This is a genomic window from Micromonospora sp. NPDC049089 (assembly GCF_040648775.1).
In the GTDB taxonomy this organism is placed as follows: Bacteria; Actinomycetota; Actinomycetes; order Mycobacteriales; family Micromonosporaceae; genus Micromonospora.
The window spans coordinates 1-23,080 of the sequence record NZ_JBEZEH010000069.1 but is presented as its reverse complement, the minus strand read 5'-3'; the positions used below and the strand labels follow the sequence as shown (position 1 = coordinate 23,080).

23 protein-coding genes and 2 tRNA genes are annotated in these 23,080 nt (G+C 71.5%); 16 read left to right on the top strand and 9 right to left on the bottom strand.

What is annotated here, in order from left to right; all coding sequences use genetic code 11:
* The first annotated feature begins 55 nt into the window (after positions 1-55).
* From ilvN to serA, 3 genes are all read left to right on the top strand, one after another.
* On the top strand, positions 56-571 hold the full coding sequence (gene ilvN / locus AB0B48_RS14440) for an acetolactate synthase small subunit (protein ID WP_088991111.1): 516 nt from the start codon (positions 56-58) through the stop codon (positions 569-571).
* 94 nt (positions 572-665) lie between these two features.
* Complete coding sequence (gene ilvC, locus AB0B48_RS14435) at positions 666-1,679, top strand: ketol-acid reductoisomerase (RefSeq protein ID WP_357200833.1); 1,014 nt, start codon at positions 666-668, stop codon at positions 1,677-1,679.
* A 392-nt stretch (positions 1,680-2,071) separates the two neighbouring features.
* Positions 2,072-3,670 carry a phosphoglycerate dehydrogenase gene (gene serA / locus AB0B48_RS14430; RefSeq protein WP_357200830.1) on the top strand — a complete coding sequence of 533 codons (1,599 nt, stop codon included), beginning with the start codon at positions 2,072-2,074 and terminating at the stop codon, positions 3,668-3,670.
* Between the two features lie 75 nt (positions 3,671-3,745).
* On the opposite strand, the gene AB0B48_RS14425 is transcribed toward serA, so the two are convergent.
* Complete coding sequence (locus AB0B48_RS14425; protein WP_091393184.1) at positions 3,746-4,102, bottom strand: hypothetical protein; 357 nt, start codon at positions 4,100-4,102, stop codon at positions 3,746-3,748.
* A gap of 309 nt (positions 4,103-4,411) precedes the next feature.
* Entirely contained in the window at positions 4,412-5,254 is an 843-nt protein-coding gene (locus AB0B48_RS14420; protein ID WP_357200827.1) for an FAD:protein FMN transferase, read from the bottom strand.
* 226 nt (positions 5,255-5,480) lie between these two features.
* Between AB0B48_RS14420 and AB0B48_RS14415 the strand changes: the two genes are divergently transcribed.
* A complete protein-coding gene (locus AB0B48_RS14415; RefSeq protein WP_328650614.1) occupies positions 5,481-6,512 on the top strand; it encodes a 3-isopropylmalate dehydrogenase in 1,032 nt (343 codons plus the stop codon).
* 143 nt (positions 6,513-6,655) lie between these two features.
* On the top strand, positions 6,656-7,753 hold the full coding sequence (locus AB0B48_RS14410) for a branched-chain amino acid aminotransferase (RefSeq protein ID WP_355005302.1): 1,098 nt from the start codon (positions 6,656-6,658) through the stop codon (positions 7,751-7,753).
* A gap of 51 nt (positions 7,754-7,804) precedes the next feature.
* On the opposite strand, the gene AB0B48_RS14405 is transcribed toward AB0B48_RS14410, so the two are convergent.
* From AB0B48_RS14405 to AB0B48_RS14390, 4 genes are all read right to left on the bottom strand, one after another.
* Positions 7,805-8,575 carry a tyrosine-protein phosphatase gene (locus AB0B48_RS14405; protein WP_357200822.1) on the bottom strand — a complete coding sequence of 257 codons (771 nt, stop codon included), beginning with the start codon at positions 8,573-8,575 and terminating at the stop codon, positions 7,805-7,807.
* 55 nt (positions 8,576-8,630) lie between these two features.
* A complete protein-coding gene (locus AB0B48_RS14400) occupies positions 8,631-9,089 on the bottom strand; it encodes a PRC-barrel domain containing protein (protein ID WP_357200820.1) in 459 nt (152 codons plus the stop codon).
* Positions 9,090-9,266: 177 nt separating this feature from the next.
* Entirely contained in the window at positions 9,267-9,797 is a 531-nt protein-coding gene (locus AB0B48_RS14395; RefSeq protein WP_357200817.1) for a carboxymuconolactone decarboxylase family protein, read from the bottom strand.
* A gap of 2 nt (positions 9,798-9,799) precedes the next feature.
* Positions 9,800-9,994 carry a hypothetical protein gene (locus AB0B48_RS14390; protein ID WP_357200814.1) on the bottom strand — a complete coding sequence of 65 codons (195 nt, stop codon included), beginning with the start codon at positions 9,992-9,994 and terminating at the stop codon, positions 9,800-9,802.
* Positions 9,995-10,311: 317 nt separating this feature from the next.
* Between AB0B48_RS14390 and cimA the strand changes: the two genes are divergently transcribed.
* Positions 10,312-11,895: a citramalate synthase gene (gene cimA / locus AB0B48_RS14385; protein ID WP_357200811.1), complete on the top strand. Its 1,584-nt coding sequence runs from the start codon at positions 10,312-10,314 to the stop codon at positions 11,893-11,895.
* 191 nt (positions 11,896-12,086) lie between these two features.
* On the opposite strand, the gene AB0B48_RS14380 is transcribed toward cimA, so the two are convergent.
* Positions 12,087-13,073, bottom strand: coding sequence for an endonuclease/exonuclease/phosphatase family protein (locus tag AB0B48_RS14380; protein WP_357200846.1), 987 nt, complete (start codon positions 13,071-13,073; stop codon positions 12,087-12,089).
* A gap of 340 nt (positions 13,074-13,413) precedes the next feature.
* Between AB0B48_RS14380 and AB0B48_RS14375 the strand changes: the two genes are divergently transcribed.
* The 7 genes from AB0B48_RS14375 to arfB all read left to right on the top strand — a co-directional run bounded on the left by AB0B48_RS14375 (position 13,414) and on the right by arfB (position 19,097).
* The gene (locus tag AB0B48_RS14375; protein ID WP_357200808.1) at positions 13,414-13,920 is read left to right on the top strand and encodes a hypothetical protein; all 507 of its coding nucleotides are present in this window, start codon (positions 13,414-13,416) and stop codon (positions 13,918-13,920) included.
* A gap of 414 nt (positions 13,921-14,334) precedes the next feature.
* Positions 14,335-15,384 (top strand): MoxR family ATPase, encoded by a 1,050-nt coding sequence (locus tag AB0B48_RS14370; RefSeq protein ID WP_357200805.1) that lies wholly within the window; start codon positions 14,335-14,337, stop codon positions 15,382-15,384.
* The gene (locus AB0B48_RS14365; RefSeq protein ID WP_357200802.1) at positions 15,381-16,394 is read left to right on the top strand and encodes a DUF58 domain-containing protein; all 1,014 of its coding nucleotides are present in this window, start codon (positions 15,381-15,383) and stop codon (positions 16,392-16,394) included. Before AB0B48_RS14370 ends, AB0B48_RS14365 begins: the two co-directional genes overlap by 4 nt.
* Entirely contained in the window at positions 16,391-17,350 is a 960-nt protein-coding gene (locus tag AB0B48_RS14360; protein WP_357200799.1) for a VWA domain-containing protein, read from the top strand. Before AB0B48_RS14365 ends, AB0B48_RS14360 begins: the two co-directional genes overlap by 4 nt.
* A gap of 38 nt (positions 17,351-17,388) precedes the next feature.
* Positions 17,389-18,243 carry a trypsin-like peptidase domain-containing protein gene (locus tag AB0B48_RS14355; RefSeq protein ID WP_357200796.1) on the top strand — a complete coding sequence of 285 codons (855 nt, stop codon included), beginning with the start codon at positions 17,389-17,391 and terminating at the stop codon, positions 18,241-18,243.
* Positions 18,244-18,340: 97 nt separating this feature from the next.
* Positions 18,341-18,637 (top strand): hypothetical protein, encoded by a 297-nt coding sequence (locus tag AB0B48_RS14350; RefSeq protein ID WP_355005291.1) that lies wholly within the window; start codon positions 18,341-18,343, stop codon positions 18,635-18,637.
* 34 nt (positions 18,638-18,671) lie between these two features.
* Positions 18,672-19,097, top strand: a complete 426-nt coding sequence (arfB, locus tag AB0B48_RS14345) for an alternative ribosome rescue aminoacyl-tRNA hydrolase ArfB (protein WP_357200793.1) — start codon at positions 18,672-18,674, stop codon at positions 19,095-19,097.
* Between the two features lie 40 nt (positions 19,098-19,137).
* On the opposite strand, the gene AB0B48_RS14340 is transcribed toward arfB, so the two are convergent.
* Positions 19,138-20,004: a 3-methyladenine DNA glycosylase gene (locus tag AB0B48_RS14340; RefSeq protein WP_357200790.1), complete on the bottom strand. Its 867-nt coding sequence runs from the start codon at positions 20,002-20,004 to the stop codon at positions 19,138-19,140.
* A 35-nt stretch (positions 20,005-20,039) separates the two neighbouring features.
* Positions 20,040-21,491: a hypothetical protein gene (locus AB0B48_RS14335; protein WP_357200787.1), complete on the bottom strand. Its 1,452-nt coding sequence runs from the start codon at positions 21,489-21,491 to the stop codon at positions 20,040-20,042.
* 173 nt (positions 21,492-21,664) lie between these two features.
* Between AB0B48_RS14335 and AB0B48_RS14330 the strand changes: the two genes are divergently transcribed.
* The 3 genes from AB0B48_RS14330 (at position 21,665) to AB0B48_RS14320 (ending at position 22,855) form a co-directional block, all read left to right on the top strand.
* Positions 21,665-22,468, top strand: a complete 804-nt coding sequence (locus tag AB0B48_RS14330; protein WP_091393135.1) for a fumarylacetoacetate hydrolase family protein — start codon at positions 21,665-21,667, stop codon at positions 22,466-22,468.
* Positions 22,469-22,576: 108 nt separating this feature from the next.
* Positions 22,577-22,648: transfer RNA gene (locus AB0B48_RS14325), tRNA-Gln, on the top strand.
* A 134-nt stretch (positions 22,649-22,782) separates the two neighbouring features.
* Positions 22,783-22,855 (top strand) — tRNA-Glu (locus tag AB0B48_RS14320).
* Positions 22,856-23,080: the final 225 nt, after the last annotated feature.

Genomic DNA, 23,080 nt, shown 5'->3' with positions numbered 1-23,080 from the left:
TCAAGCTCAGTGTTGCGCATGGTCATGCCATGACCGAGCGAAGCGAGGCCGTGGCATGACCATGCACACCCTGTCCGTGCTGGTGGAGAACAAGCCGGGCGTGCTCGCCCGGGTCTCCGGCCTGTTCTCCCGGCGCGGCTTCAACATCGACAGCCTCGCGGTCGGCGAGACCGAGAACCCGGACGTCTCCCGGATCACCATCGTGGTCAACGCGGAGTCGTCCCCTCTGGAGCAGGTCACCAAGCAGCTGAACAAGCTCGTCAACGTGCTCAAGATCGTTGAGCTGGATCCCCAGGTCTCGGTCGCCCGGGAGTTGCTGCTGGTGAAGGTGCGCGCCGACCGGGCCGCGCGGTCGCAGGTGCTGGAGACCGTCAACCTGTTCCGCGCCCGGGTGGTCGACGTCGCACCGGACACGTTGACCATCGAGGCCACCGGCACCCCGGACAAGCTCGACGCGCTCCTGCGCGACCTCGAGGCCTTCGGCATCAAGGAGATGGTCCAGTCCGGGCTGGTGGCCATCGGGCGCGGCTCGCGTTCGATCACCGCCGGTCCCGCGCTGCGGGCCGCCTGACCCGCCACCGGTCGGCCTCGGCCGACCGTCCGGCGCATCCATCCGCACAGACCACGACGGGCCGCCCCGGCCGTCGTACGAAAGGGAAGTTCTCATGAGCGTTGAGGTGTACTACGACGACGATGCCGACCTCGGCCTGATCCAGGCCAAGAAGGTCGCGGTGATCGGCTACGGCAGCCAGGGTCACGCCCACGCGCTGTCGCTGCGCGACTCCGGCGTCGACGTGGTGATCGGTCTGCCGGAGGGCTCGAAGAGCCGTCCCAAGGCTGAGGAGCAGGGCCTTCGGGTGCTCACGCCGGCCGAGGCCTCGGCCGAGGCCGACGTGATCATGGTGCTCGCACCGGACACCGCCCAGCGCAAGATCTATGCCGAGTCGATCGAGCCGCACCTGGCCCCCGGCAAGGCGATCTTCTTCGGCCACGGCTTCAACATCCGGTACGGCCTGATCAAGCCGCCGGCCGAGGTGGACGTGGCGATGGTCGCCCCCAAGGGCCCCGGCCACCTGGTCCGCCGCCAGTACAGCGACGGCAAGGGCGTGCCCTGTCTCGTCGCCGTCGAGCAGGACGCCAGCGGCAACGCGCTCGCGCTCGCCCTCGCGTACGCCAAGGGGATCGGCGGCACCCGTGCCGGCGCGATCAAGACCACCTTCACCGAGGAGACCGAGACCGACCTCTTCGGCGAGCAGGCGGTGCTCTGCGGCGGCGCCTCGGCGCTGGTGCAGACCGGTTTCGAGGTGCTCACCGAGGCGGGCTACGCCCCGGAGGTCGCCTACTTCGAGTGCCTGCACGAGCTGAAGCTGATCGTCGACCTCATGTACGAAGGCGGCATCGCGAAGATGCGCTACAGCATCTCCGACACCGCCGAGTACGGCGACCTGTCCCGCGGCTCGCGCATCATCGACTCCCGGGTCAAGGACGAGATGCGCAAGATCCTGGGTGAGATCCAGTCCGGCGAGTTCGCCCGCGAGTGGGTCGCCGAGGACGAGGCCGGCCGGCCCAACTTCACCAAGTGGCAGGCCGAGGGTGCGGCGCACCCGATCGAGGAGACCGGCAAGAAGCTGCGCGGCATGATGAGCTGGGTCGACCGCCCGATCACCGAGACCGCCTGACCCGTCCGACCGACGATCCACCGACAGCCCCTGGGCCGGCGCTCTCCCCAGCGCCGCCCCGGGGCTGCCCGGCATGCTGCCGCCCGTCGATACGTCGGGCGGCAGTGTTCGTGCGCCTCGACTCTCCCGCAGTGACCGGCTGACCAGCGCCGCCGGTGCTCGGCGCGGCCGGAGCAACCGTGTCGGTGCGGTGAACGGCCGATGTCCGTCGCTCGACCGGGCGTGTGAGGGCACTCACCCCGAAGACCGGAACACGCCGACCAGCGGGGCCCCTACGATCGCCTGTAGGTGCAGCAGCCGGCACCTGACGGCCACGGCACGGATCAGCGCAGGGCGCAGTGCGGCGCCCCCGCCGCCCGGGCCGATCGCATACACGACCTCTACGAGGACCGATGAATCCTGTCGTACTGATCGCCGAAGAACTCGCCCCCGCCGCCATCGAGGTGCTCGCCCACGACTTCGACGTCCGTCACGTCGACGGCACCGACCGTCCGGCCCTGCTCTCGGCGCTCTCCGAGGCCGACGCCGTCATCGTGCGCAGCGCGACCCAGATCGACGCCGAGGCGGTCGCCGCCGCGCCGCGACTCAAGGTGGTCGCCCGGGCGGGCGTCGGGCTGGACAACGTCGAGGTGCCGGCCGCCACCGCGCGGGGCGTCATGGTCGTCAACGCGCCCACCTCCAACATCGTCTCCGCCGCCGAGCAGGCCGTCGCGCTGCTGCTCGCCGTCGCCCGTAACACCGCGAGCGCCAGTTCCGCGCTCAAGGCGGGGGAGTGGAAGCGGTCGAAGTACACAGGCGTCGAGGTGCAGGGCAAGACGGTGGGCGTGGTCGGGCTCGGCCGTATCGGGGTGCTCTTCGCGTCTCGCATCGCCGCGTTCGGCACCCGGCTGATCGCGTACGACCCGTACATCCAGCCGGCCCGCGCGGCGCAGCTCGGCGTCCGCCTGGTCGGGCTGGAGGAGCTGCTGCGGGAGAGCGACTTCATCTCCATCCACCTGCCGAAGACGCCGGAGACGGTGGGGCTGATCGGTGAGAAGGAGCTGGCGCTCGTCAAGCCCGGCGTTCGAATCATCAACGCCGCCCGTGGTGGGCTGGTCGACGAGCAGGCGCTCGCGGACGCGATCGCCGAGGGTCGGGTCGCCGGCGCCGGTGTCGACGTGTACAGCAAGGAGCCGTGCACCTCGTCGCCGCTGTTCGCCTTCGACAACGTGGTGGCCACCCCGCACCTGGGCGCCTCCACGCACGAGGCGCAGGACAAGGCCGGTCTCGCCGTGGCCAAGAGCGTCAAGCTGGCGTTGCAGGGCGAGTTCGTTCCGGACGCGGTGAACGTGCAGGCCGGCGGTGTGGTCGCCGAGGACGTTCGGCCGCTGCTGCCGCTGGCGGAGAAGCTGGGCCGGGCGTTCACCGCGGTCGCCGGTGGGGTCGCCGCCAGCGTCACTGTCGAGGTCCGCGGTGAGATCGTCAGCCACGACGTGTCGGTGCTCAAGCTCGCCGCCACCAAGGGCCTGTTCAGCTCCGTGGTCGAGGAGCAGGTCACCTACGTCAACGCCCCGCACCTGGCCGCCGAGCGTGGCGTCGAGGTCACCCTGGCCACGCTGGGCGAGACGGCCGAGCAGCCGACCCTGGTCACGGTGCGCGGCGCGCTGCCGGACGGCCGGACGGTCAGTGTCTCCGGCACTGTCACCCACTCGGGCGCTCGGGACGTGCTGAAGCTGACCGAGGTGGACGGCTTCGACGTGGAGATCGGCGCGGAGGGCATCCTGCTCTTCCTTCGCTACGCCGACCGGCCCGGTGTGGTCGGGACTGTCGGTACCCTGCTCGGCGAGTCGGGCATCAACATCGCCGCCATGCAGGTGGCTCGTCGGGAGGCGGGCGGTGAGACGCTGATGACGCTCACCGTCGACCAGGCGCTCGGCGCCGACCTGCTCACGTCGGCCGCCGATTCGATCGGCGCCACGGCGGCCAGCGCCGCCGACCTGCGCGACGAGTAGTAGACGACAAACACCGTGGGGGGCCTGGCGATTCGCCGGGCCCCTCGTCATTTCCCGTCCGTGCCGCCGGTCAGGTCAGCCGGGCAGCCGCGCCGGCGGCGGGTAGACCGAGCCGTCCTGCGGGTCGAAGAGCATCAGCCCGTGCTCGCCGGCCAGCCGTTCGATGTCCAGTAGCACCTGGTCCGCGCAGGTCGGGTGCAGGTTCAGCTCGACGTGGTCGTGGGCCGCGTGCAGCGGTGCCACCGCCCACGGGCTGTTCGGGCCGGGGTGACGGTCCGGATAGGAGGCGGTGATCGCCCGGTAGAAGCTGACCACCCGCGGATCGGGGTAGCGGTCCACGTGCCGCCCCTGCCGGCAACCGTTGACCGCTGTCCGCACGTCCTCGGGCGTCGCCCCGTCCTCCAGGGCCCACACGCTCAGATCGAAACTCACGGCGGATAGCGTGCCATCCGTCGTTCATCATGTCGAAACTGCCTCGCCGCCGGTCAACCACCGATCAACGCAGTCTCCGGTAGCGACGGTCCGGTGTGGAGACTCTTGCGTCGAGTTGCGTCGATTCGCTAGCGTACGCACTGCGGTCACTGGCCGAGTTCGAGGCGCCGGCCCGTCTTCGGGTGGCGCGGTCGACGTCCGGCCCGACCGGTCCGCACCCCTCGGTTGTGCGAGCCACGCGCACTCGTCGCTGACCGGCCCCCACTGTCGTTGCCGAGACCGTGGGGGCCGATCGCTACGTCGTTCCGCTCAGCGACGGTGGGCGAAGAGCGCGCGATAGTCGGAGTTGCCCCGGAACCACGCCAGGCCGGTGGGGCCGGCGGCGTATAGCGCTGTGGCGTAAGCGTCGGCGATCGTCAGGTCGGGGCCCACCACAGTGGCGGCGACGAGGTGATCGGCCGGCTCGCCGGTGTGCGGGTCCACCACGTGCCCCTGCCGCCCGCTCACCCCGGAGGTGCCGACCGCACCGGCGGTCATCTCCAGCACCAGCGGCGCGCGCTCGGGTGCGGTCGGGTGGTGCACCGCGACCCGCCAGGGACCGCCGTGCGGCGCGCGGCCCCGGACGACGAGGTCAGCGCCGGCGAGTACGGCGTAGTCGTGGATGCCGGCGTTGCGCAGTCGCTCGGCGGCCCGTTCCACAGCCCAACCGCCGAGCAGGCCGCCCGGGTCGAAGCCGCCGGGCACCGCCCAGGCGTCGAACCACCCGTCGGTGGCCGCGCGCATCGCGGCGCAGCGGTCCACCAGATCGGCGAGCGGAGGGTACGACTCCGGGCTGATCTCGCCCCGACGCAGTCGGGAGACCAGGCTCTCCGGCCGGTTGGGCCCGTAGGTGAGGTCGATGGCGCGCAATTCGGCGACGCTGTCCCGCAGCGCCTCGCCCACGCCCCGGCGGCCGAGCCACTCGGGGGCGTTGAGCAGCAGGGTGTACTCGGCGGTCGCGGTGCGTACGGTGTGCTGCACCGCGATCCGGCCCTCGGTGGCGGCGGCCGGGTCGATCCGGTGCCGGCGGCTGCCGAGTCGAAGGTCCGGCCGGCGGTGGCGGAACGCGGACGTGTCCGGCCAGCTGGTCCGCGGCTGCTCGTCGATGCGCATCGCATCTGCCCCCTCGCACATGGTGCCGCGTCACCGCGACCCCGTCGGTCAGCAGGCCCCCGCGACCCACTGGGTACTACCGTAGGCAGCGGAGATGACCGCCTCATGAGTCCCAGCTGAGAGGGTGCTGTGCATTCGGCCATCCCAAATCGTGGACGCCGCGTACCGGGAGGCGGGACGGCGACGTACCGTTGCCCGAACAACCGTTGAGCAGAGGAGTGCGGTCGTGGCGCGGATCGCGGTGGTGGCCGGAGATGGCATCGGGCCCGAGGTGGTCGCGCAGGCCCGCAAGGTCCTCGACGCGGTGCTGCCCGACGTGCAGGCCACCGAGTACGACCTCGGCGCCGCCCGCTGGCACCGTACCGGAGAGGTGCTGCCCGACTCGGTGCTGACCGAGCTGGCCGGGCACGACGCGATCCTGCTCGGCGCGGTCGGTGACCCGACGGTCCCGCCGGGTGTGCTGGAGCGTGGGCTGCTGCTCAAGCTCCGTTTCGCCTTCGACCAGTACGTCAACCTGCGCCCGTCCCGGCTCTGGCCCGGGGTCGCCGGCCCGCTGGGCAACGTGAAGCCGGGCGAGGTCGACCTCGTGGTGGTGCGCGAGGGCACCGAGGGGCTCTACGCCGGCGCCGGTGGTTCCCTGCACCGGGACACCCCGGCCGAGGTCGCCACCGAGGAGAGCCTGAACACCCGGCACGGCGTGGAGCGCGTGATCCGCGACGCGTTCGCCCGCGCCGGCCGCCGGGAACGGCGCAAGGTCACCCTCGTGCACAAGACCAACGTGCTCACCCACGCCGGGTCGCTCTGGGCGCGTACCTTCGACGCGGTCGCCGCCGAGCACCCGGACATCGAGACCGAGTACCAGCACGTCGACGCGGCGGCCATGTTCCTGGTCACCCAGCCGCAGCGCTACGACGTCGTGGTCACCGACAACCTCTTCGGCGACATCCTCACCGACATCGCCGCAGCCGTCACCGGCGGCATCGGGCTGGCCGCCAGCGGTTGCATCAACCCCGAGGGGGCGTACCCCTCGATGTTCGAGCCGGTGCACGGCTCGGCGCCGGACATCGCCGGGCAGGGCATCGCCGACCCGGTCGCCGCGGTGCTCTCCGCCGCGTTGCTGCTGGAGCAGCTCGGGCACGGCGAGTCGGCCGCCCGGGTCAACGCGGCGGTCGCCGCCGAGCTGGCCAGCCGCGTGCCGGGCGTGACGCTGCGTACCGAAGAGGTCGGCGACCGGCTCGCCGCCCACGCCGTAGCCTGATCATCCCGGCCCGCGGGGCGACCGGTCTGCCGCAGGCAGCCCGACCGGCGTTACCCGCTGAACGAGCGTTCGGGGTAAGTTTCTGGCACAGCCATGTCGGTGTGCGGTCGCGCATGCCGTTGTCCCGCAGGGAGGTCAGCGCGATGAGCGGTGGTGACAAGCTCGACTTCGAGATCCGTCCGAATCTCGCGCCGGTATCCGTCGCCGATCGGGCCGCACTGTTGACCAACCCCGGGTTCGGTCGGGTCTTCACCGACCACATGGTCACCGTCCGCTACGCCGACGGCAAGGGCTGGTACGACGCCCGGGTGGAGGCCCGAGCCCCGATCCCGATGGACCCGGCCAGCGCGGTGCTGCACTACGCGCAGGAGATCTTCGAAGGGCTCAAGGCGTACCGCACTGCCGACGGCGGCGTGACGATGTTCCGGCCCGACGCCAACGCGGCCCGCTTCGCCACCTCCGCGCAGCGGATGGCGATGCCGGTGCTGCCGCCGGACGTGTTCGTCGACTCGCTGCACAAGCTCATCGAGATCGACCGGGAGTGGATCCCGACCGGCGAGGACGGCAGCCTCTACCTGCGGCCGTTCATGTTCGCCAGCGAGGTCTTCCTCGGCGTCCGGCCGGCCAACGAGTACCTCTACATGGTGATCGCCTCACCGGTCGGGGCGTACTTCACCGGTGGCGTCAAGCCGGTCACCGTCTGGGTCTCCCCGGACTACACCCGGGCCGCGCCCGGTGGCACCGGCGCGGCCAAGTGCGGCGGCAACTACGCCGCGTCGCTCGCCGCCCAGGCGGAGGCCATCGAGGCCGGCTGCGACCAGGTCGTCTTCCTGGACGCGGTGGAGCGCCGGTTCGTCGACGAGTTGGGCGGCATGAACGTCTTCTTCGTCTACGACGACGGCACAGTGGTCACCCCACCGTTGACCGGCACGATCCTGCCGGGCATCACCCGCGACGCCGTCCTCGCGCTGGCCGCCGGGGCCGGACACCAGGTCGAGGAGCGGCCGGTGAGCTTCGCCGACTGGCAGGCCGACGCCGCCAGCGGACGCCTGAAGGAGGTGTTCGCCTGCGGCACCGCCGCGGTGGTCACCCCGATCGGTGGGGTCCGCTTCCCCGACGGCGAGTTCCTGATCGGTGGTGGCGAGCCCGGTCAGGTCACCATGGCCCTGCGTCAGCAGTTGGTCGACATCCAGCGGGGCAAGGCTGCCGACCCGCACGGCTGGGTGCAGCGGGTCTTCTGATCTCCGTCGCCGCGCCGGCCCGTCCACCCGGACGGGCCGGCGGCGGCGGCGCTACGCGTCGCTGGGCTGCGCCTCAGTGGGCTCGTCGAGCAGGTGGTCGCGGAGCGCGGCGAGCTGTTCCTCGGTCACCCCGGCGTGGCGCAGGTACGCCTCGACCGAGCCGTGCCCCGCGCGCAACTCGTCGAGGAAGATCTGCATGGCCTCCGCGGGTGAGCTCAGGAAGGGCGCCGGCACGTCCACGCCGCCCGGGGTGACGGAAGCCAGCCAGGCGCTGTACCGGGCCGACGCCACACTGCTCAACGCGTAGTCCGCGGTGATGTCCGCGTCGTCGACGCCGAGCACGGCGAGGGTCAACGCGCACACGATGCCCGTGCGGTCCTTGCCGGCGACGCAGTGCACCACCACCGGGGCGTTGACGGAGTCGGCGATCAGGCCGACCGCCTCGGCCAGCCCGGCGGTGCCGGTCTGGGCCAGGTCGGCGTACCGGTCCGCGAGGTACCGGGCCAGGCTGGCGCCCTCCTCGTGCGGCGTACCCGCCCAGTCGGCGTGCTCCGGGTGGATGTTCCGGTAGGTCAGTCCCTGGTACTCCGGCACCCGGCCGTCGCGCTCCACCTCGGTGGGGCGGCGCAGGTCGATGACGGTGCGGATCCCGATCGCGGCGAACGCGTCGCGGTCCTGCTCGGTGAGGCGGTGCAGCGAGTCGGAGCGGTAGAGCCGACCTCGGCGTACCGACCGGTCGCCGTGGCCGAGGTAGCCACCGACATCGCGGAAGTTGAAGGTGGCGGGGAGCGAGAGCTGGGGGTTGTTCTCGGTGACGTCCACGTTCACACGGTAACGGCCGGTGGGACAGTGCCCCACCGGCCGTCGGGTCGAACAGTCAGCGTGCGGTGCCGGGCGGGAGCGCGCCGTACGTCTCGTCGTAGTAGCCGCCGAGCTGATCCCGGTAGCTCGGGTCGCTGTGGCTGGTCTCGTCGTACTCCGGGGCGGCCTTGATCTGGTCCTGGGTCCGGTCGACGGAGACGGTGCGCTGGTCGTGGTCGACCTGGTTGACGGTGCCGGCCGGCAACATCACCTTCTTGCCGAAGATCCAGGGCCCGGTGTCCACGACCAGGTAGCTGCCGCCCACCTCGTGACTGGCGCTGTCGATCTTGCCAATTCCCCCGTCGGTGGCCTCGACCTTGTAGCCGACCAGGTCGACGTCGGCCACGCCGGCGTGGTCCCGGTAGCGCCAGGGGTCGAACGTGCCGGCCGGCGCGCCGCCGGGCACCGCGCCCTGGTCGCCGCCGCGCAGCGGGTCCGGCCCCGCGTGGGTGGCGTGCGGATCGATCCTGTCCATGCCGTTCACTCCTGACTGTCGCCGATCGTCTCGCCGAAGGTGGGTGCGTCCCCGCAGGAGCTACCCGGCCGTCGGGGGCCGGAAACGGCGATCAGACCGCGGCGCGGCGACAGGCCGCTGTACGGCGAGGGGCCGGGGCCGCGGGGTGCGGCGTCGGCCCGTCTCGGGCGTACGTGTTCAGGCCAGGGCGGTCTCGGCGTCCAGGGTGACCGCCGCGGCGTGCACCACGGCGGAGATCCGCAGGGCCTCGTGCAGCTGCTCTCTGGTGAAGCCGCTGCCGCGCAGCTTCTTCTCGTGCAACTCCAGGCACACCTCACAGCCGGCGATGGCCGACACGGCAAAACACCAGAGTTCGAAGTCGCCCTTGTCCACCCCCGGCCTCGCGATGATCCGCATCCGCAGTCGGGCCGGCATCGAGGCGTACCGCTCATCGCCGATCAGGTGCTTGGCCCGGTAGTAGATGTTGTTCATCGCCATGATCGCCGCAGCGCCCTTGGCCGCCTCGACGCCTTCCGGCCCGAGGTGCCCGAGCGCCTCGGCTGCGATCTCCCGCAGCACCACCGGGTTGCGAGCGGTCACCGCACAGGCCAGCGCGACGCCCCAGGTCTGTGGCGGGGTCAACGCCGAGGAACCGATCGTGGCGCCCAGGTTGAGCCTGATGTCGTTGGCGTACTCCGGCAGGGCTGCCTTGATCGCGTCCAGGCCCATGGTCAGGATCCGGCGGCGGAGGTCTCGTCGGCGATCCCCGTCGGGCTGATGGAGGTGAAACCCATCGGCCCGACGAAGACCACACACCACGTGCCCTCGTGGGACGTGTGGTTGACCGCCGTGGACGCGTTGTTCGCGTCCAGCGATACGCAGGCGGCGAGGCCGTGCTCAGGTAAGCGGTCACTGACGGTGAGCACAGGTCCTCCTTGCAGACGGCGCGGTGGCCATCATCGGATCCGTTCCAGATGCTTCCGCATGGCTGGTTCCCCCGATGAGTGGCCCAGGTGGCTTGTGAAGCCGATCACGAGCGGTGGTTCGGGGCGTACGAACCCTCCGTCACCATCCCGCTATATGGATTGTTCCTCCCACATTCGGGGGAGGGGTGGCAGAGTGGCCATCGTGACCAGCACCGCCCTGATTATTGCGACCTAGCGCGCCGGCTCTCCCCTCTGCCGAGCGCGCAGACCTCCCGCATCCGCGGGAGGTCTTTTTGTTGCTCCGAGAAAGGATCCTGATGACGTTCCAGGTCTTCGACACCACGTTGCGCGACGGCGCTCAGCGCGAGGGGCTCACCTACTCGGTGGTCGACAAGCTGGCCGTGGCCCGGCTGCTCGACGAGTTCGGCGTCGGCTTCATCGAGGGCGGCTGGCCGGGCGCGGTGCCCAAGGACACCGAGTTCTTCCGCCGCGCCCGCACCGAACTGGACCTGCGGCACGCCGTACTCGTCGCGTTCGGCGCCACCCGCAAGGCCGGCGTCGCGGTTGCGGACGACCCCCAGGTACGCGCCCTGCTGGACGCGCAGACCCCGGCCGTGGCCCTGGTCGCCAAGGCCGACACCCGGCACGTCGAGCGCGCGCTGCGCACCACCGGCGCGGAGAACCTCGCGATGATCCACGACACCGTCAACCACCTCGTCCGCGAGGGTCGACGGGTCTTCGTCGACGGCGAACACTTCTTCGACGGCTACCGGCACGACCCCGCGTACGGCGCCGCCGTGGTGCAGACCGCGCTCGCCGCCGGCGCCGAGCGGATGGTGCTCTGCGACACCAACGGCGGCATGCTGCCGTCCCAGGTGACCGCCGTGATCCAGGACCTGACGAACAGGCTGGGGATCGACGCCGGGCTGCTCGGTATGCACGCCCAGAACGACACCTCCTGCGCGGTGGCCAACACCATCGCCGCCGTCGAGGCGGGCGTCCGCCACGTGCAGGGCACCGCCAACGGGTACGGCGAGCGCCCAGGCAACGCCGACATCTTCGCTGTCGTCGCCAACCTTCAACTCAAGCTCGGCATGCCCGTCCTACCGGAGGGCTGCCTGGCACAGATGGTGCGGGTCTCGCACGCCATCGCCGAGATCGCCAACATCGCCCCCGACACCCACCAGGCGTACGCCGGGGCCGCTGCCTTCGCCCACAAGGCGGGGCTGCACGCGAGCGCGATCAAGGTCGACCCGTTGCTCTACAACCACGTGGATCCGTCGGTGGTGGGCAACGACATGCGGATCCTCATCACGGAGATGGCCGGTCGGGCCAGCGTCGAGCTCAAGAGTCGTGAGCTCGGCCTGGACCTGGCCGCCAGCCCGGACGCCTTGAACCGGGTCACCAAGCGGGTCAAGGAGCTGGAGGCGGGTGGCTGGTCGTTCGAGGCGGCCGACGCCTCGTTCGAGCTGCTGGTCCGCTCCGAGATGCCGGAGGGCAGCCCGGCCCGACCGTTCACCCTGGAGTCGTACCGGGTGTTGGTCGAGCACCGTGAGGACGGCGCTGTGGTCTCCGAGGCGACCGTCAAGATCCGGGTTCGCGGTGAGCGGGTGATCGCCACCGCCGAGGGCAACGGCCCGGTCAATGCCCTCGACGAGGCGCTGCGCGTGGGGCTGGCGCGGCACTATCCGCAACTGCGCGACTTCGAGTTGGCCGACTACAAGGTGCGGATCCTGGAGGGCAGTCACGGCACCGGCGCGGTCACCCGGGTCCTGCTGGAAACTTCGAACGGCAATGGCCGCGACTGGACCACGGTAGGCGTCCACCCCAACGTGGTCGAGGCCAGCTGGCACGCCCTGGTAGACGCCCTGACCTACGGCCTAGCCCCCACCTCCGTCTAACCCCCCCACCCCACCCCTCCCCACCCCGCCCACCCCCTCCCAGCCCAGCCCCACCCCCACCCTCGCTCTCGTCGATCTTGCACTTTGTGTCGTCTGTCTGCGGCTTTTGTCGCTGATGTCAGGACAGTAAGTGCAAGATCGACGAGATGGGGCGTGGGGCGGGGGGGGCGCGGGGGCGCGGGGGTAACGGGTTAGGGGGTTTGGGGGAGGGTGAGGGTGGCTTGGACGGGGCGGTGGTCGCTGCCGGGCAGGGTGAACACCTCGACTGAGCGGACCGCTATCCGGTGGTCGACCAGGACGTGGTCGATGGTGACGGGTGGGATGAGGTCACCGTCGTAGGGACCCCAGGTGCCGGTCAGGCCCGCCCCGGTGGCATCGGCGGCGTCGACGTAACCGCTGCGCAGCAGTGCCCGCAGTGGACCGTGGTCGAGGGTCGCGTTGAAGTCTCCGGCGAGGATCCGCAGGCCACCGTCCGGGGTGGCCGGTGGTTGGGCGGTCAGGTCGGCACGCCAGGCACCCACCTGGTCCAGCGCGTACGGCGCCGAGGGGTGGGCCGACTCGACGCGGACCGGGGGCCCTCCGGGGACGGACACCGTCGCGTACGCCTGGCTGAAGCCCCAGCCCTCGAGGTTGCGTCGGACGCCGCCGTCGGTGATGGGCCACCGCGAGTAGAGCCCGGAGCCAGGTGTGCCGATCTCGGGGTTGAGCTGCCGGTGCGGCAGCAGCGTGGTGAGGCCGAGTTGATCCAGGGCGGCCTGCGCGTCCGGCGTGAACTCCTGCACGGTGAGCACGTCCACCTGGTGTCGCCGGACCAGCTCCACCAGTGTGCGCGCATCGCCGGCGCCGGCGAGCAGATTGGCGGTGAGCAGCCGCACGGTCGGCCCGGCGGCCGCCGGCTGCGGGTTGGCCAGAGCCCGAGGTGCGACGGTACCGAGCAACGCCACCGCCGCCAGGGCCGCGACCGCCGCCGGCCACCAGCGCCGCAGGGCGAGCGCGAGGGCCAGGACCAGCACGCTGACTCCCGCGACGTACGGCGTGAACGCGAGCGCCTGCACCAACGGCCCCCGGTCCAGGCCGAGCAGTCGGGCCCCTGCCCAGAGGGCGGTGGGTACGACGGCAAGCCAACAGAGCGCAGTGCCGAGCCGGGCGTTCCGGTGCGCGGGTGGAGCGTCGACGATCACGAAGATGATCGTAGTCAGGCCCGACGAACCCATTTCATGAATGGTGATCCGCTCACATTTCACAATTGTCTGACGGTTGGTTGACACCCCGAAAAAGCGAGATCAACTATTGACTGCCAGCTTTTTCCGGTGCTACGTTCCATCTGGCTTAAACGACGCAACTCTGAGTAGTAACAGCAGCTCAGAGGGGATGCAGATTGCTGAGAAATCAATCTCGCCGGGTGTGAGCAAGGCAGCTTTCCCTGCCCAACTGTCGTCGTACGCCTATTTGTTGGCAGTTATCCGTCCCGCCCCGCGGGTCGGCCGAATTCGCACGCTCACACAAGGGGGACCTGTCATGAGCACATCCTTCCGACGTAAGGTGGCGGCGGTCACGTTCGCTGTCCTGGGGCTCAGTCTCGCCGGCGGCGGCGGCATCGCTATCGCCCAGCCGCAGGCGTTGGCGCCGCAGGAAGCCGTCCAGCCGGCGGCACGGGGCACGAACGCCCAGCCGCCGGTCACCGCCGAGTCGGCACGTAAGGCGAAGGCCGCACTGAAGGCCAACTCGACGCTCATCGCCACCACCAGCATTGTCGTCGTCAACTCCAACGGCACCAAGGCACGCGGCGTCGGCACCGTGATCAAGTATGGCGTCGGCCAGTACGAGGTCCAGTTCGGTCACAACGTCCTGGCTGGCACCTTCGTGGCCACCATCGGCCGGGCTGACGCCTGCTGCATCCCGCCGGCTGGCGAAATCTCGGTCGCGCCCCGGCTCAGCACGCCCAACGCGGTCTTCGTACAGACCCGCACATCGGCCGGCTCCCCGACCGACCTGGGCTTCCACCTGGTCGTCCACCTTTCCTGATCGACCCGACACCCGGCCCCCGTCGCATCCGGCGCGGGGGCCGGACCCTGTCCGCTCAGCGTGCCGGCCCGCCGGCCGCTACCTCGGCCGACCCGGCCGGACAGCCCGATCCGCTCGGCTTTCGCCTAAGTCGGGGTGTCCTGAGTATGGGCACGCCCCGACTTTCCTGAACCCGAGCGAATCCGGCGCGCTCGACGCCGCCGCCGCGAGATCGGCGGTCGGCGAGGGCGGTCCTCGACCGGTTCGTACCCGGTCGGGCATCTGGCGGTTGGTCACCTGCCGGTTGGGCGGCCCGCGACAGACTCGCGACGGTCGTCACCCTTCCGCGCGGCTCATCCCCATTCCGGCCACTCCGGGGCGGTCCGGCCCGCACAATCCCACGTTTGCCGGGCCTGTGCCCGGGAAGCAAGCACCGTGACGGACATCTCGGACACCCTGGCCAGCATGCCCAGCCCGGTCGATCCGGAGCCGACCGGCATCGAGCTGGAACAGACCCTCTTCGAGGTCAAACGCGTGATCGTCGGGCAGGATCGCCTCGTCGAACGCCTGCTCACCGCCCTGGTCGCCAACGGACACTGCCTCCTGGAGGGGGTACCCGGCGTGGCCAAGACACTGGCCGCGCAGACCCTCGCGACGGTGGTCGGCGGCACCTTCTCCCGGATCCAGTTCACTCCGGACCTGGTGCCCTCCGACATCGTCGGCACCCGGATCTACCGGGCGTCGAAGGAGACCTTCGACATCGAGCTGGGCCCGATCATGGCCAACCTGGTGCTGGCCGACGAGATCAACCGGGCCCCGGCCAAGGTCCAGTCGGCGCTGCTGGAGGCGATGGCCGAACGGCAGGTTTCCATCGGCGGGCGCAGCTGGCCGGTGCCGGAGCCGTTTTTGGTGCTGGCCACCCAGAACCCGATCGAGTCCGAGGGGGTCTACCAGCTCCCGGAGGCGCAGCGTGACCGGTTCCTGATGAAGGTGGTTGTCGACTACCCCAGCGACGCCGACGAGCTGGCCATCCTCTACCGGATGAGCACCGACCGGCCTACCCCGCGTCAGGTGCTCGACGCCCAACGGCTGCGGGACCTCCAGATCCACGCCGAGCGGGTCTTCGTCCACCACGCGTTGGCCGAGTACGTGGTGCGGCTGATCCTCGCCACCCGCGACCCGGGCCGGTTCGGGCTACCGGAGATCGCCCCGCTGTTGGCGTACGGGGCCAGTCCCCGAGCAACACTGGGCCTGGTCGCGGCGGCCCGGGCACAGGCCCTGCTGCGAGGGCGGGAGTACGTGCTGCCCGAGGACATTCGCGAGCTGGCCGTCGACGTCCTTGCCCACCGGCTGGTGCTCTCCTTCGACGCGGTGGCCGACGGGGTGACGGCGGAAAGCGTGGTGCGACGGCTCGTCGAGGCGGTACCGCCGCCCCGGCTGGCCACCGGCCACCCGCTGCAGACACCGGATCTGGCGGCGGCATGAGACGCGCCACTGTCGCGCCAGCCGACCCCGGTCTGGCCGAGCTGGCCCCGGACCAGCGCCTGCGTCGCCTGGAGCTGACCGTCACGCGCCGGCTGAACGGCCTGTTGCACGGCCAGTACCGTGGTCTGCTGCCCGGTCCCGGCAGTGAACCCTCCGGCAGTCGCGAATACCGGCCGGGCGAGGACGAGGTGCGCCGGATGGACTGGGCGGTGACCGCCCGCACCGCCGTGCCGCACGTCCGGCAGGTCGACGCCGACCGGGAACTGACCACCTGGCTGCTCGTCGACGGCAGCGCCAGCATGGAGTTCGGCACCGCCGAACTGGACAAACGGGAACTGGCGGTAGCTGCCGTCGCGGCGGTCGGGTTCCTGACCGCGGGCGTCGGCAACCGCCTCGGCGCACAGGTGCTCCGCGCCGACGGGGTACGCCGCTTCCCGGCCCGCAGCGGGCGTACCCATCTGCTTTCCCTGCTCCGCGCGCTGCTCGCCGCCCCCCGGGCCACCGCGCCCACCGACCGGCCGGGGCGTGAGCCGGCGACCCGACCGCCCGACCTGGCGGACGGCCTCGACGCGCTGCACCGGATCGCCAACCGGCGTGGGCTGGTCGTGGTGGTCTCCGACTTCCTCGACGGACTGCCCGACGACCCCGCCCAGACAGCGCCCTGGGAGCGGACCATGCGCCGGCTGGCCGTCCGGCACCAGGTGCTGGCGATCGAGGTGACCGACCCGCGTGAGCTCGAACTACCGGACGTCGGCCTGATCACGCTCGTCGATCCGGAGACCGGTCGGCACCGTGAGGTGTGCACATCGGACCGTGGACTGCGCGAGCGGTACGCCGAGGCCGCCACCGCCCAGCGCGAACAGGTCCACCAGGCGCTGCGCCGCAGCGGGGCGACCCATCTGCCGCTGCGCACCGACGGCGACTGGAGCGCCGACATCGTCCGGCACGTGCACGCCCAGCGTCGGCTGGCCGCCGCGCCGGTCGGCCGGCCTCGGGGAGGTGCCGCGTGATCTGGCAGTCGCCGCTGCGCCTCTGGCTGCTGCTCGGCGTGCTCGCCCTGGTCGTCGCCTACCTGGTGCTACAGCGGCGACGCAGCCGGTACGCGGTCCGCTTCACCAACCTGCGGCTGCTGGACCGGGTTGCGCCGCAGCGGCCCGCCTGGCGTCGGCACGTACCGGCCGGGCTTTTCCTAGCCATGCTGGCGCTGCTCGTGGTCGGCTTCGCCCGCCCGAGCGCCGAGGTCCGGGTGCCCCGGGAACGGGCCACCGTGATGGTGGCGGTGGACGTCTCCACGTCGATGCTCGCCACCGACGTCGAACCGGACCGGCTGGGCGCGGCGAAGGAAGCCGCCCGGCGATTCGTCGATGGCCTGCCCGACGAGTTCAACGTCGGTCTCGTGGCGTTCGCCGGCAGTGCCGCCGTCCTGGTGCCTCCGAGCACCGACCGGGACGCCCTCGACGAGGGGATCGACCGGCTCGCCGAGGGCATCACCGGCGTTCAGGGCACCGCGATCGGCGAGGCCATCAACACCTCACTCGGCGCGGTCAAGAGCCTGGACAGCGAGGCCGCGAAGGAGACGCCACCCGCCCGGGTCATCCTGCTCTCCGACGGCGCCAACACCTCCGGGATGGACCCCATGGAGGCGGCGGCGGAAGCGGTGAAGGCGGAGGTGCCGGTGCACTCGATCTCGTTCGGCACCCCGTCCGGGTTCGTCGACCGAGGCGGACGGCCCATCCAGGTGCCGGTGGACGGACAGACCCTCAAGGCGGTCGCCGAGGAGACCGGCGGCATGTTCCACGAGGCCAGCACCACCGACGAACTGCGGGCCGTCTACGACGACATCGGCAGTTCGGTCGGCTACCGCACGGAGCGACAGGACATCTCGGCCCGCTTCATCGGCCTCGGACTGGTGTTCGCGATGGGTGCCGCCGCCGGCTCGATGCGCTGGTTCTCCCGGCTGCCCTGACCTGCACGCACAACCGACGTCGACAGTGAGGAGTGCGCATGGCAGTGCAGACCGGACTGGGCGAACCGCGCGGTCCCTGGTTCATCTCACCGGAACTCGACCCGGAAGGGCGCGGGTGGTGGGACGCGCCCGAGCGCGACCCGGGCAGGCGAGGGCCCGGGAGGCTGTTCACCGTGTTGGCCGTGGTGGCGGTCTCGGCCGTCTCCGGTGCTCTCGCCGGCGGCGTGGTGGCCAGTCGGGACGGGGCTGGTGGTCCGGCCGCGGCGTCCGCCGCTCCGGTGCCGGCCGAGCTGGTCACCGCGGCCGCGCGGACCGTACCCGGGGTGGTATCGGTGCTGGCCGGTGGCGCGACCAGCGGGTCCGCGACCGGCTCCGGCTTCGCCGTCGACGACCAGCAGCACCTGATCACCAACGACCACATCCTGGCCAAGGGGGGTGGCGGACCGGTGACCGTCGAGCTGCCCGACGGCCGCCGGTTCGCCGCCGAGGTGGTCGGACGGGAGCCGCGCAGCGACCTGGCGGTGCTGAAGGTGCCGGCATCGGCGGGTCTCGCCCCGCTGCCCCTGGCCAAGCCCGGCGCGACCCGGGTCGGTGAGCCGGTGCTCGCTGTCGGTTCACCGCTCGGTCTGGCGGGGACGGTCACCGCGGGCATCGTCAGCGCCCTCGACCGGGAGGTGCGGCTCGGCAACAGCCGGCACACCGCGGTGCAGACCGACGCGTCAATCAACCCCGGCAACTCCGGTGGGCCACTGGTCAACGCGCGCGGGGAAGTGGTCGGGGTGAACACCGCGATCGCCACCATCGATGGAAACGGCTCGATCGGCATTGGGTTCGCCATCCCGATCGACCAGGTGCAGCAGACCGCCGACACGATCATCGGCAAGGGCGGCTGAGCTGCCCGAACACCCTGACGGTGCCAGCACTGTCGGATATCCGGCCGGACGGCATCGGACAATGGAAATATTACGCTCGGTATGGATACTGGCTGAGGTGGAGCGTCCTCTTCTCACGGTCCTCCTGCTGGTGGGCCTGGTCATCGGATGTGCAGTGGGGTCGGCGTACGCCCGGGCACGGCGCGGGTGGAACGATTACCAGACCGTCAAGAAATCGGTGCCAGGCGCCCGCCGCGGCGCCTGGTCACTGATCCGCGGCGTCGTCGTGAAGGCCGCGGTCATCGGGGTGCTGCTCTTCGGCGCGGTGGCGTACGCGGCCGTCGGCTCCGACGAGGAGACCGCCGGGCCGCCGCCCAGCCAGTCCCCGACGCAGAGTGAGCCTCCGCACCGATGACCCCCGGTAGGTCGTCGCGGGTTAGCCTCGGGGCGTGGACGACGGACTGCGGGTGACCGACCGGTGGGTCGTCCCCGCCGGGGAGCTGCGGGAGCGCTTCTCCCGCTCGTCGGGGCCGGGCGGGCAGGGCGTGAACACCGCGGACTCCCGGGTCGAGCTGAGCTACGACGTGGCCAACTCGCCGGCCGTGCCCGAGTGGCTGCGGTCGCGGGCGCTGGCCCGGCTGGCCAACCGCCTCGTCGACGGGGTGCTGACGATCGCCGCCAGCGAGCACCGGGCCCAGCTGGCCAACCGGGAGGCGGCCCGGGCCCGGATGACAGCTCTGCTGCGGGAGGCCGCCGCGCCTCCACCGCCGACCCGGCGCGCCACCCGGCCGTCCCGTGGTGCCAAGGAACGCCGACTGGCCGAGAAGAAGCGCCAGTCCCAACGCAAACGGGACCGCCGCGCCGACGACGACTAGGCCGGTCCCAGCGCAAACGGGGACAGCGCCGCGCCGACGACTATCGCGGGACGGCGGCGAGCAGCCGGTCGCGCAGCACGGCGGCCCGCTCGGCGAAGCCGCGTTGCGCCGCCGCGTACTCCGCCCGGCCGTCCGGAGTCTCCACCCGCACCGGCGGGTAGCCGAGGGCCGCCAGGTCGTACGGGCTGGCCCGCATGTCCAACGTGCGGATGTCCCGGGCCAGGTCGAACGCGTCGGCCACCAGCTCCGAGGTGACCAACGGCGACAGCTTGTACGCCCACTTGTACAGATCCATGTTGGCGTGCAGGCAGCCCGGCTGCTCGTGCGCGTGCTGCGTCTCCCGGGTGGGGGTGAGCAGGTTCAACGGGCGGGCCGGCGGTGTGAAGAACCGGAACGCGTCGAAGTGGCTGCACCGCACGCCCCGCTCCTCGACGACCTCGGCGGTGCGTTCCGCGCTGAGCCGCAGCGGCCAGGCGTTGTGCCGCAACTCCTCCCGGGTCTGCCGGTAGACCATCGCCCACTCGTGCATCCCGAAGCAGCCGAAGTGCGGCGCCCGTCCGCGCGTCGCCTCCAGCAGGGAGCGGATCCAGGCGATCGACTCGCCGCGCCGCGCGCGTACCCCCTCGGTGTCGAGGGTGACCCCGGCGGTGCCGGCGCGGTAGTCGCGGCCGAACTCGGCCGGGTCGGCGTCCCGTAGCTCGACCCCGGGCCCCGGATGCCAGCGCCGCAGCTGGGCCGGGCGGTGCGAGTAGTAGGTGAACAGGAAGTCGGCCACCGGATGCCGCTCACCGCGTCGTCGCCGGGCCAGGTGCGGGGTCAGCCAGACATCCACCCGCTCCTCGTGGGCCCGTCGGCGGGCCTGCCACTGCGCCGCGTCGAGCACGGCGGGGGCGAGGGCGGCGGTCACGCACCCCAGGGTACGACCGCCGCCCGCGCACCCGGTCAGGGCATCTGCACCCGGACGCCTGCGGAGAACACCCCGCTGCGCAGCTCCAACTGCTGGGGAGGGTCCCGCCCGTCGACGGTGAAGATCAGCGGGAGCACCATCCGGGTGCCCGCCGCCATCGGGGCGGCGAAGACGTCCCGACCCAGGTTCGCCGTCCGGGTGGCCGGCTCGTCGGTGCTCACCCAGCGTCCGTCGGGCAGGTACGCCCGTTGCAGCTCGCTGTGCCAGGGCTGGTGGTCCCCGGTGAGGTTGCGCACTCCGACGGTGGCCTCGCAGCGTCGCCCGTTGGCCGGTGCGGCACCGCCGCCGTCGGTCTTCCCGGCGGTGCCGGGCGCGCCGCAGGTCATCCGGTACACGGTGAACTCGAACGCCGACTCGCGCAGCGGCACTCCCATGGCCCCGGCGACCCCGGTGCCCACCCACGCGCCGCTGGTGGGCTGCTTCTGCGTGTCGATTGCCGCGACCTGCCGGGTCGCCGTCCAGCCCGCGGTGCCGACCACGCCGGCGAGCACCACCACGGCGGCACCCACCAACATCCACACCGGCGGGGTACGCCGACGTCGCACCGGACTCGGGGCCGCCGGCCGGGGATAGACCGTCCCGCGGCCATGCTCAGCGCCGCCGCCGGTGGAGAGCGCGGCAGCCGTCACCCGACGCCCGCGCCGACGTCGCCACACCCAGACCAGGGCGGCGCTGATCAGCAGCAGGACCGCCAGTCCGGCGAGCAGCACCGGGTAGCGGCGCCACGGTGGCGCCTCGCTCACCTCGGCCGGCGGTGCCGCTGCCGCCTGCCAGGTGGCCGTGGCGCAGTCGTACGGCCGGCTGCCGTCACTGGTGAACGCGCAGGTCGGCGCGGTCAGCGGCCGGCCCGGCGCGGTCGCCGCGAGCGCGGTGCCCAGGGTGGTGGTGCTGTGCGCGGGTAGCCGCAGCCGCCAGGTCACCTCGGTGGCCGATCCGCCGGCCGAGCTGGATCGGCCACCACCGCTGATCGCGGTCGTCGACGAGCCGGGCGGCAGTTCCTGACGCACCGTGGTCTCCAGCGGCGAGTTGCTCACGTTGCGCACCTGGATCCGGTACCTCGGTGCCGGGCTGCTCTCTGTCGCGACCGCCACAGTGACCTGTTGCGGGGGTGCCGAAGCCGGTGCCCGGGTCGGTGGTGCCATCGCCGGTGGCGCCGAGGGCGGGGTGGGCTCGGTCACCCGCGCGACCATCGCCACCGGCGGCCGGGTTCCCACTGGTGCTGGTGTGGCGACCGGTGGTGCGACCGCCATTGGTGGTCGTGTGGCGGCCGGTGGTGCGGCGGCCGTTGGTCGTGGCGTGGCCGCCGGTGGTCGTGGCGTGGCCGCCGCCTCCGGGGCCGCCGTCGGCAGGGCCGGCACGGCGGCGAGGATGCCGAGGCAGTGCACGAACACTGCGAGGGCTCTGTGGTGTCGTGTCGATGCAGGCATACGACGAACCTCCGGAGCCGACGCTAGGGGCCAGCCGCCTCCGTGCGGGTACGAAGTCGAGAAGTCCGCCCCGGTCACCTCCAGCTCCGGTAGGGTGCCGCGCGCTGACGGGTTGAGCACACCCGACCGCCTGTCCTGGCCGTCCGGGGTGCCGACGGCGCTAGATTGGCCGGGTGCGTATCGCTCGTTTCGCCCATGCCAAGGGAATGTCGTTCGGTGCCGTCGAAGGCGAAGCGGAGGCCGGGCCGCAGGGTCTGACCATCGCCGAGATCGAGGGCCACCCGTTCGGCAATCTCTCCTTCAGTGGGGCCCGTTGGGCCCTCTCCGACGTTCGGCTGCTCTCGCCGATCCTGCCCAGCAAGGTGGTCTGTGTCGGCCGCAACTACGCCGACCACGCCGCCGAGCTCGGCAACGAGGTGCCCAAGGAGCCGCTGCTCTTCCTCAAGCCGTCCACCTCGGTGATCGGCCCCCGGGACGCCATCCGGCTGCCGATCTTCTCCAAGCAGGTCGAGCACGAGGCGGAGCTGGCGGTCGTGATCGGGGCGCCGGGTGCGCGCCGCGCCGACCGCGCCGCCGCCGAACGCGCCATCTTCGGCTACACCTGCGCCAACGACGTCACCGCTCGGGACCTCCAGCGGTCGGACGGCCAGTGGACCCGGGCCAAGGGCTTCGACTCGTTCTGCCCGATCGGCCCGTGGATCACCACCGGGCTGGACGTGTCCGACCTGGAGATCCGGTGTGAGGTGGGTCGCAACCCGGAGGAGATGGAGGTACGCCAACTCGGCCGGACGAAGGACATGGTCTTCGACGTGCCGGGCCTGGTGTCGTACATCTCGCACGTCATGACTCTGCTGCCCGGTGACGTCGTTCTCACCGGCACTCCAGCCGGGGTTAGCCCGCTTGTCGAGGGGGATACGGTCACCGTGCGGATCGACGGCATCGGCGAGCTCACCAACCCGGTGGTTCCCGTCGCCTGATCCGTCTGATGCCCCTGTTTCCGCAGCTCACGGGTGGTTCGGGGGGATCGGATTTGGCCTGCCGGCACCGGGAGGGTAAAGTTCACTCCCGGCGCCGCAAGGGGCCAATGGGGTATGGGGTAATTGGCAGCCCGACTGATTCTGGTTCAGTTAGTCTAGGTTCGAGTCCTGGTACCCCAGCGCTGCTGGAGTTCGCGAGAATTTCCAGACGCTGGATTCTGACGGAGTTCGACTCCGCCCCTTCGGGGGCGGAGGGTGGTCTTCGGTAGAGTGCAGCTCCTCCGCCGCCAAGGTGGGGGAGCAAAAGTTGTTCTGGCCCCGTCGTCTAGCGGCCCAGGACGCCGCCCTCTCAAGGCGGTAGCGCCGGTTCGAATCCGGTCGGGGCTACAGCGTGCACGGCCCGTCTCACCTCGTGAGGCGGGCTGTTTCGTGTCCGCCCGGCGGCGTCCGGTCCGGCCCCCGGCGGGCCTTGGGGTGGCGGCGCACCCCGCGCTCGCGCCCGGGTACGGTGCCGCTAGACTACATTCGCACCGCCCGCGAGGGTGGTGAACGGAAAAGTTCTGGCCCCGTCGTCTAGCGGCCCAGGACGCCGCCCTCTCAAGGCGGTAGCGC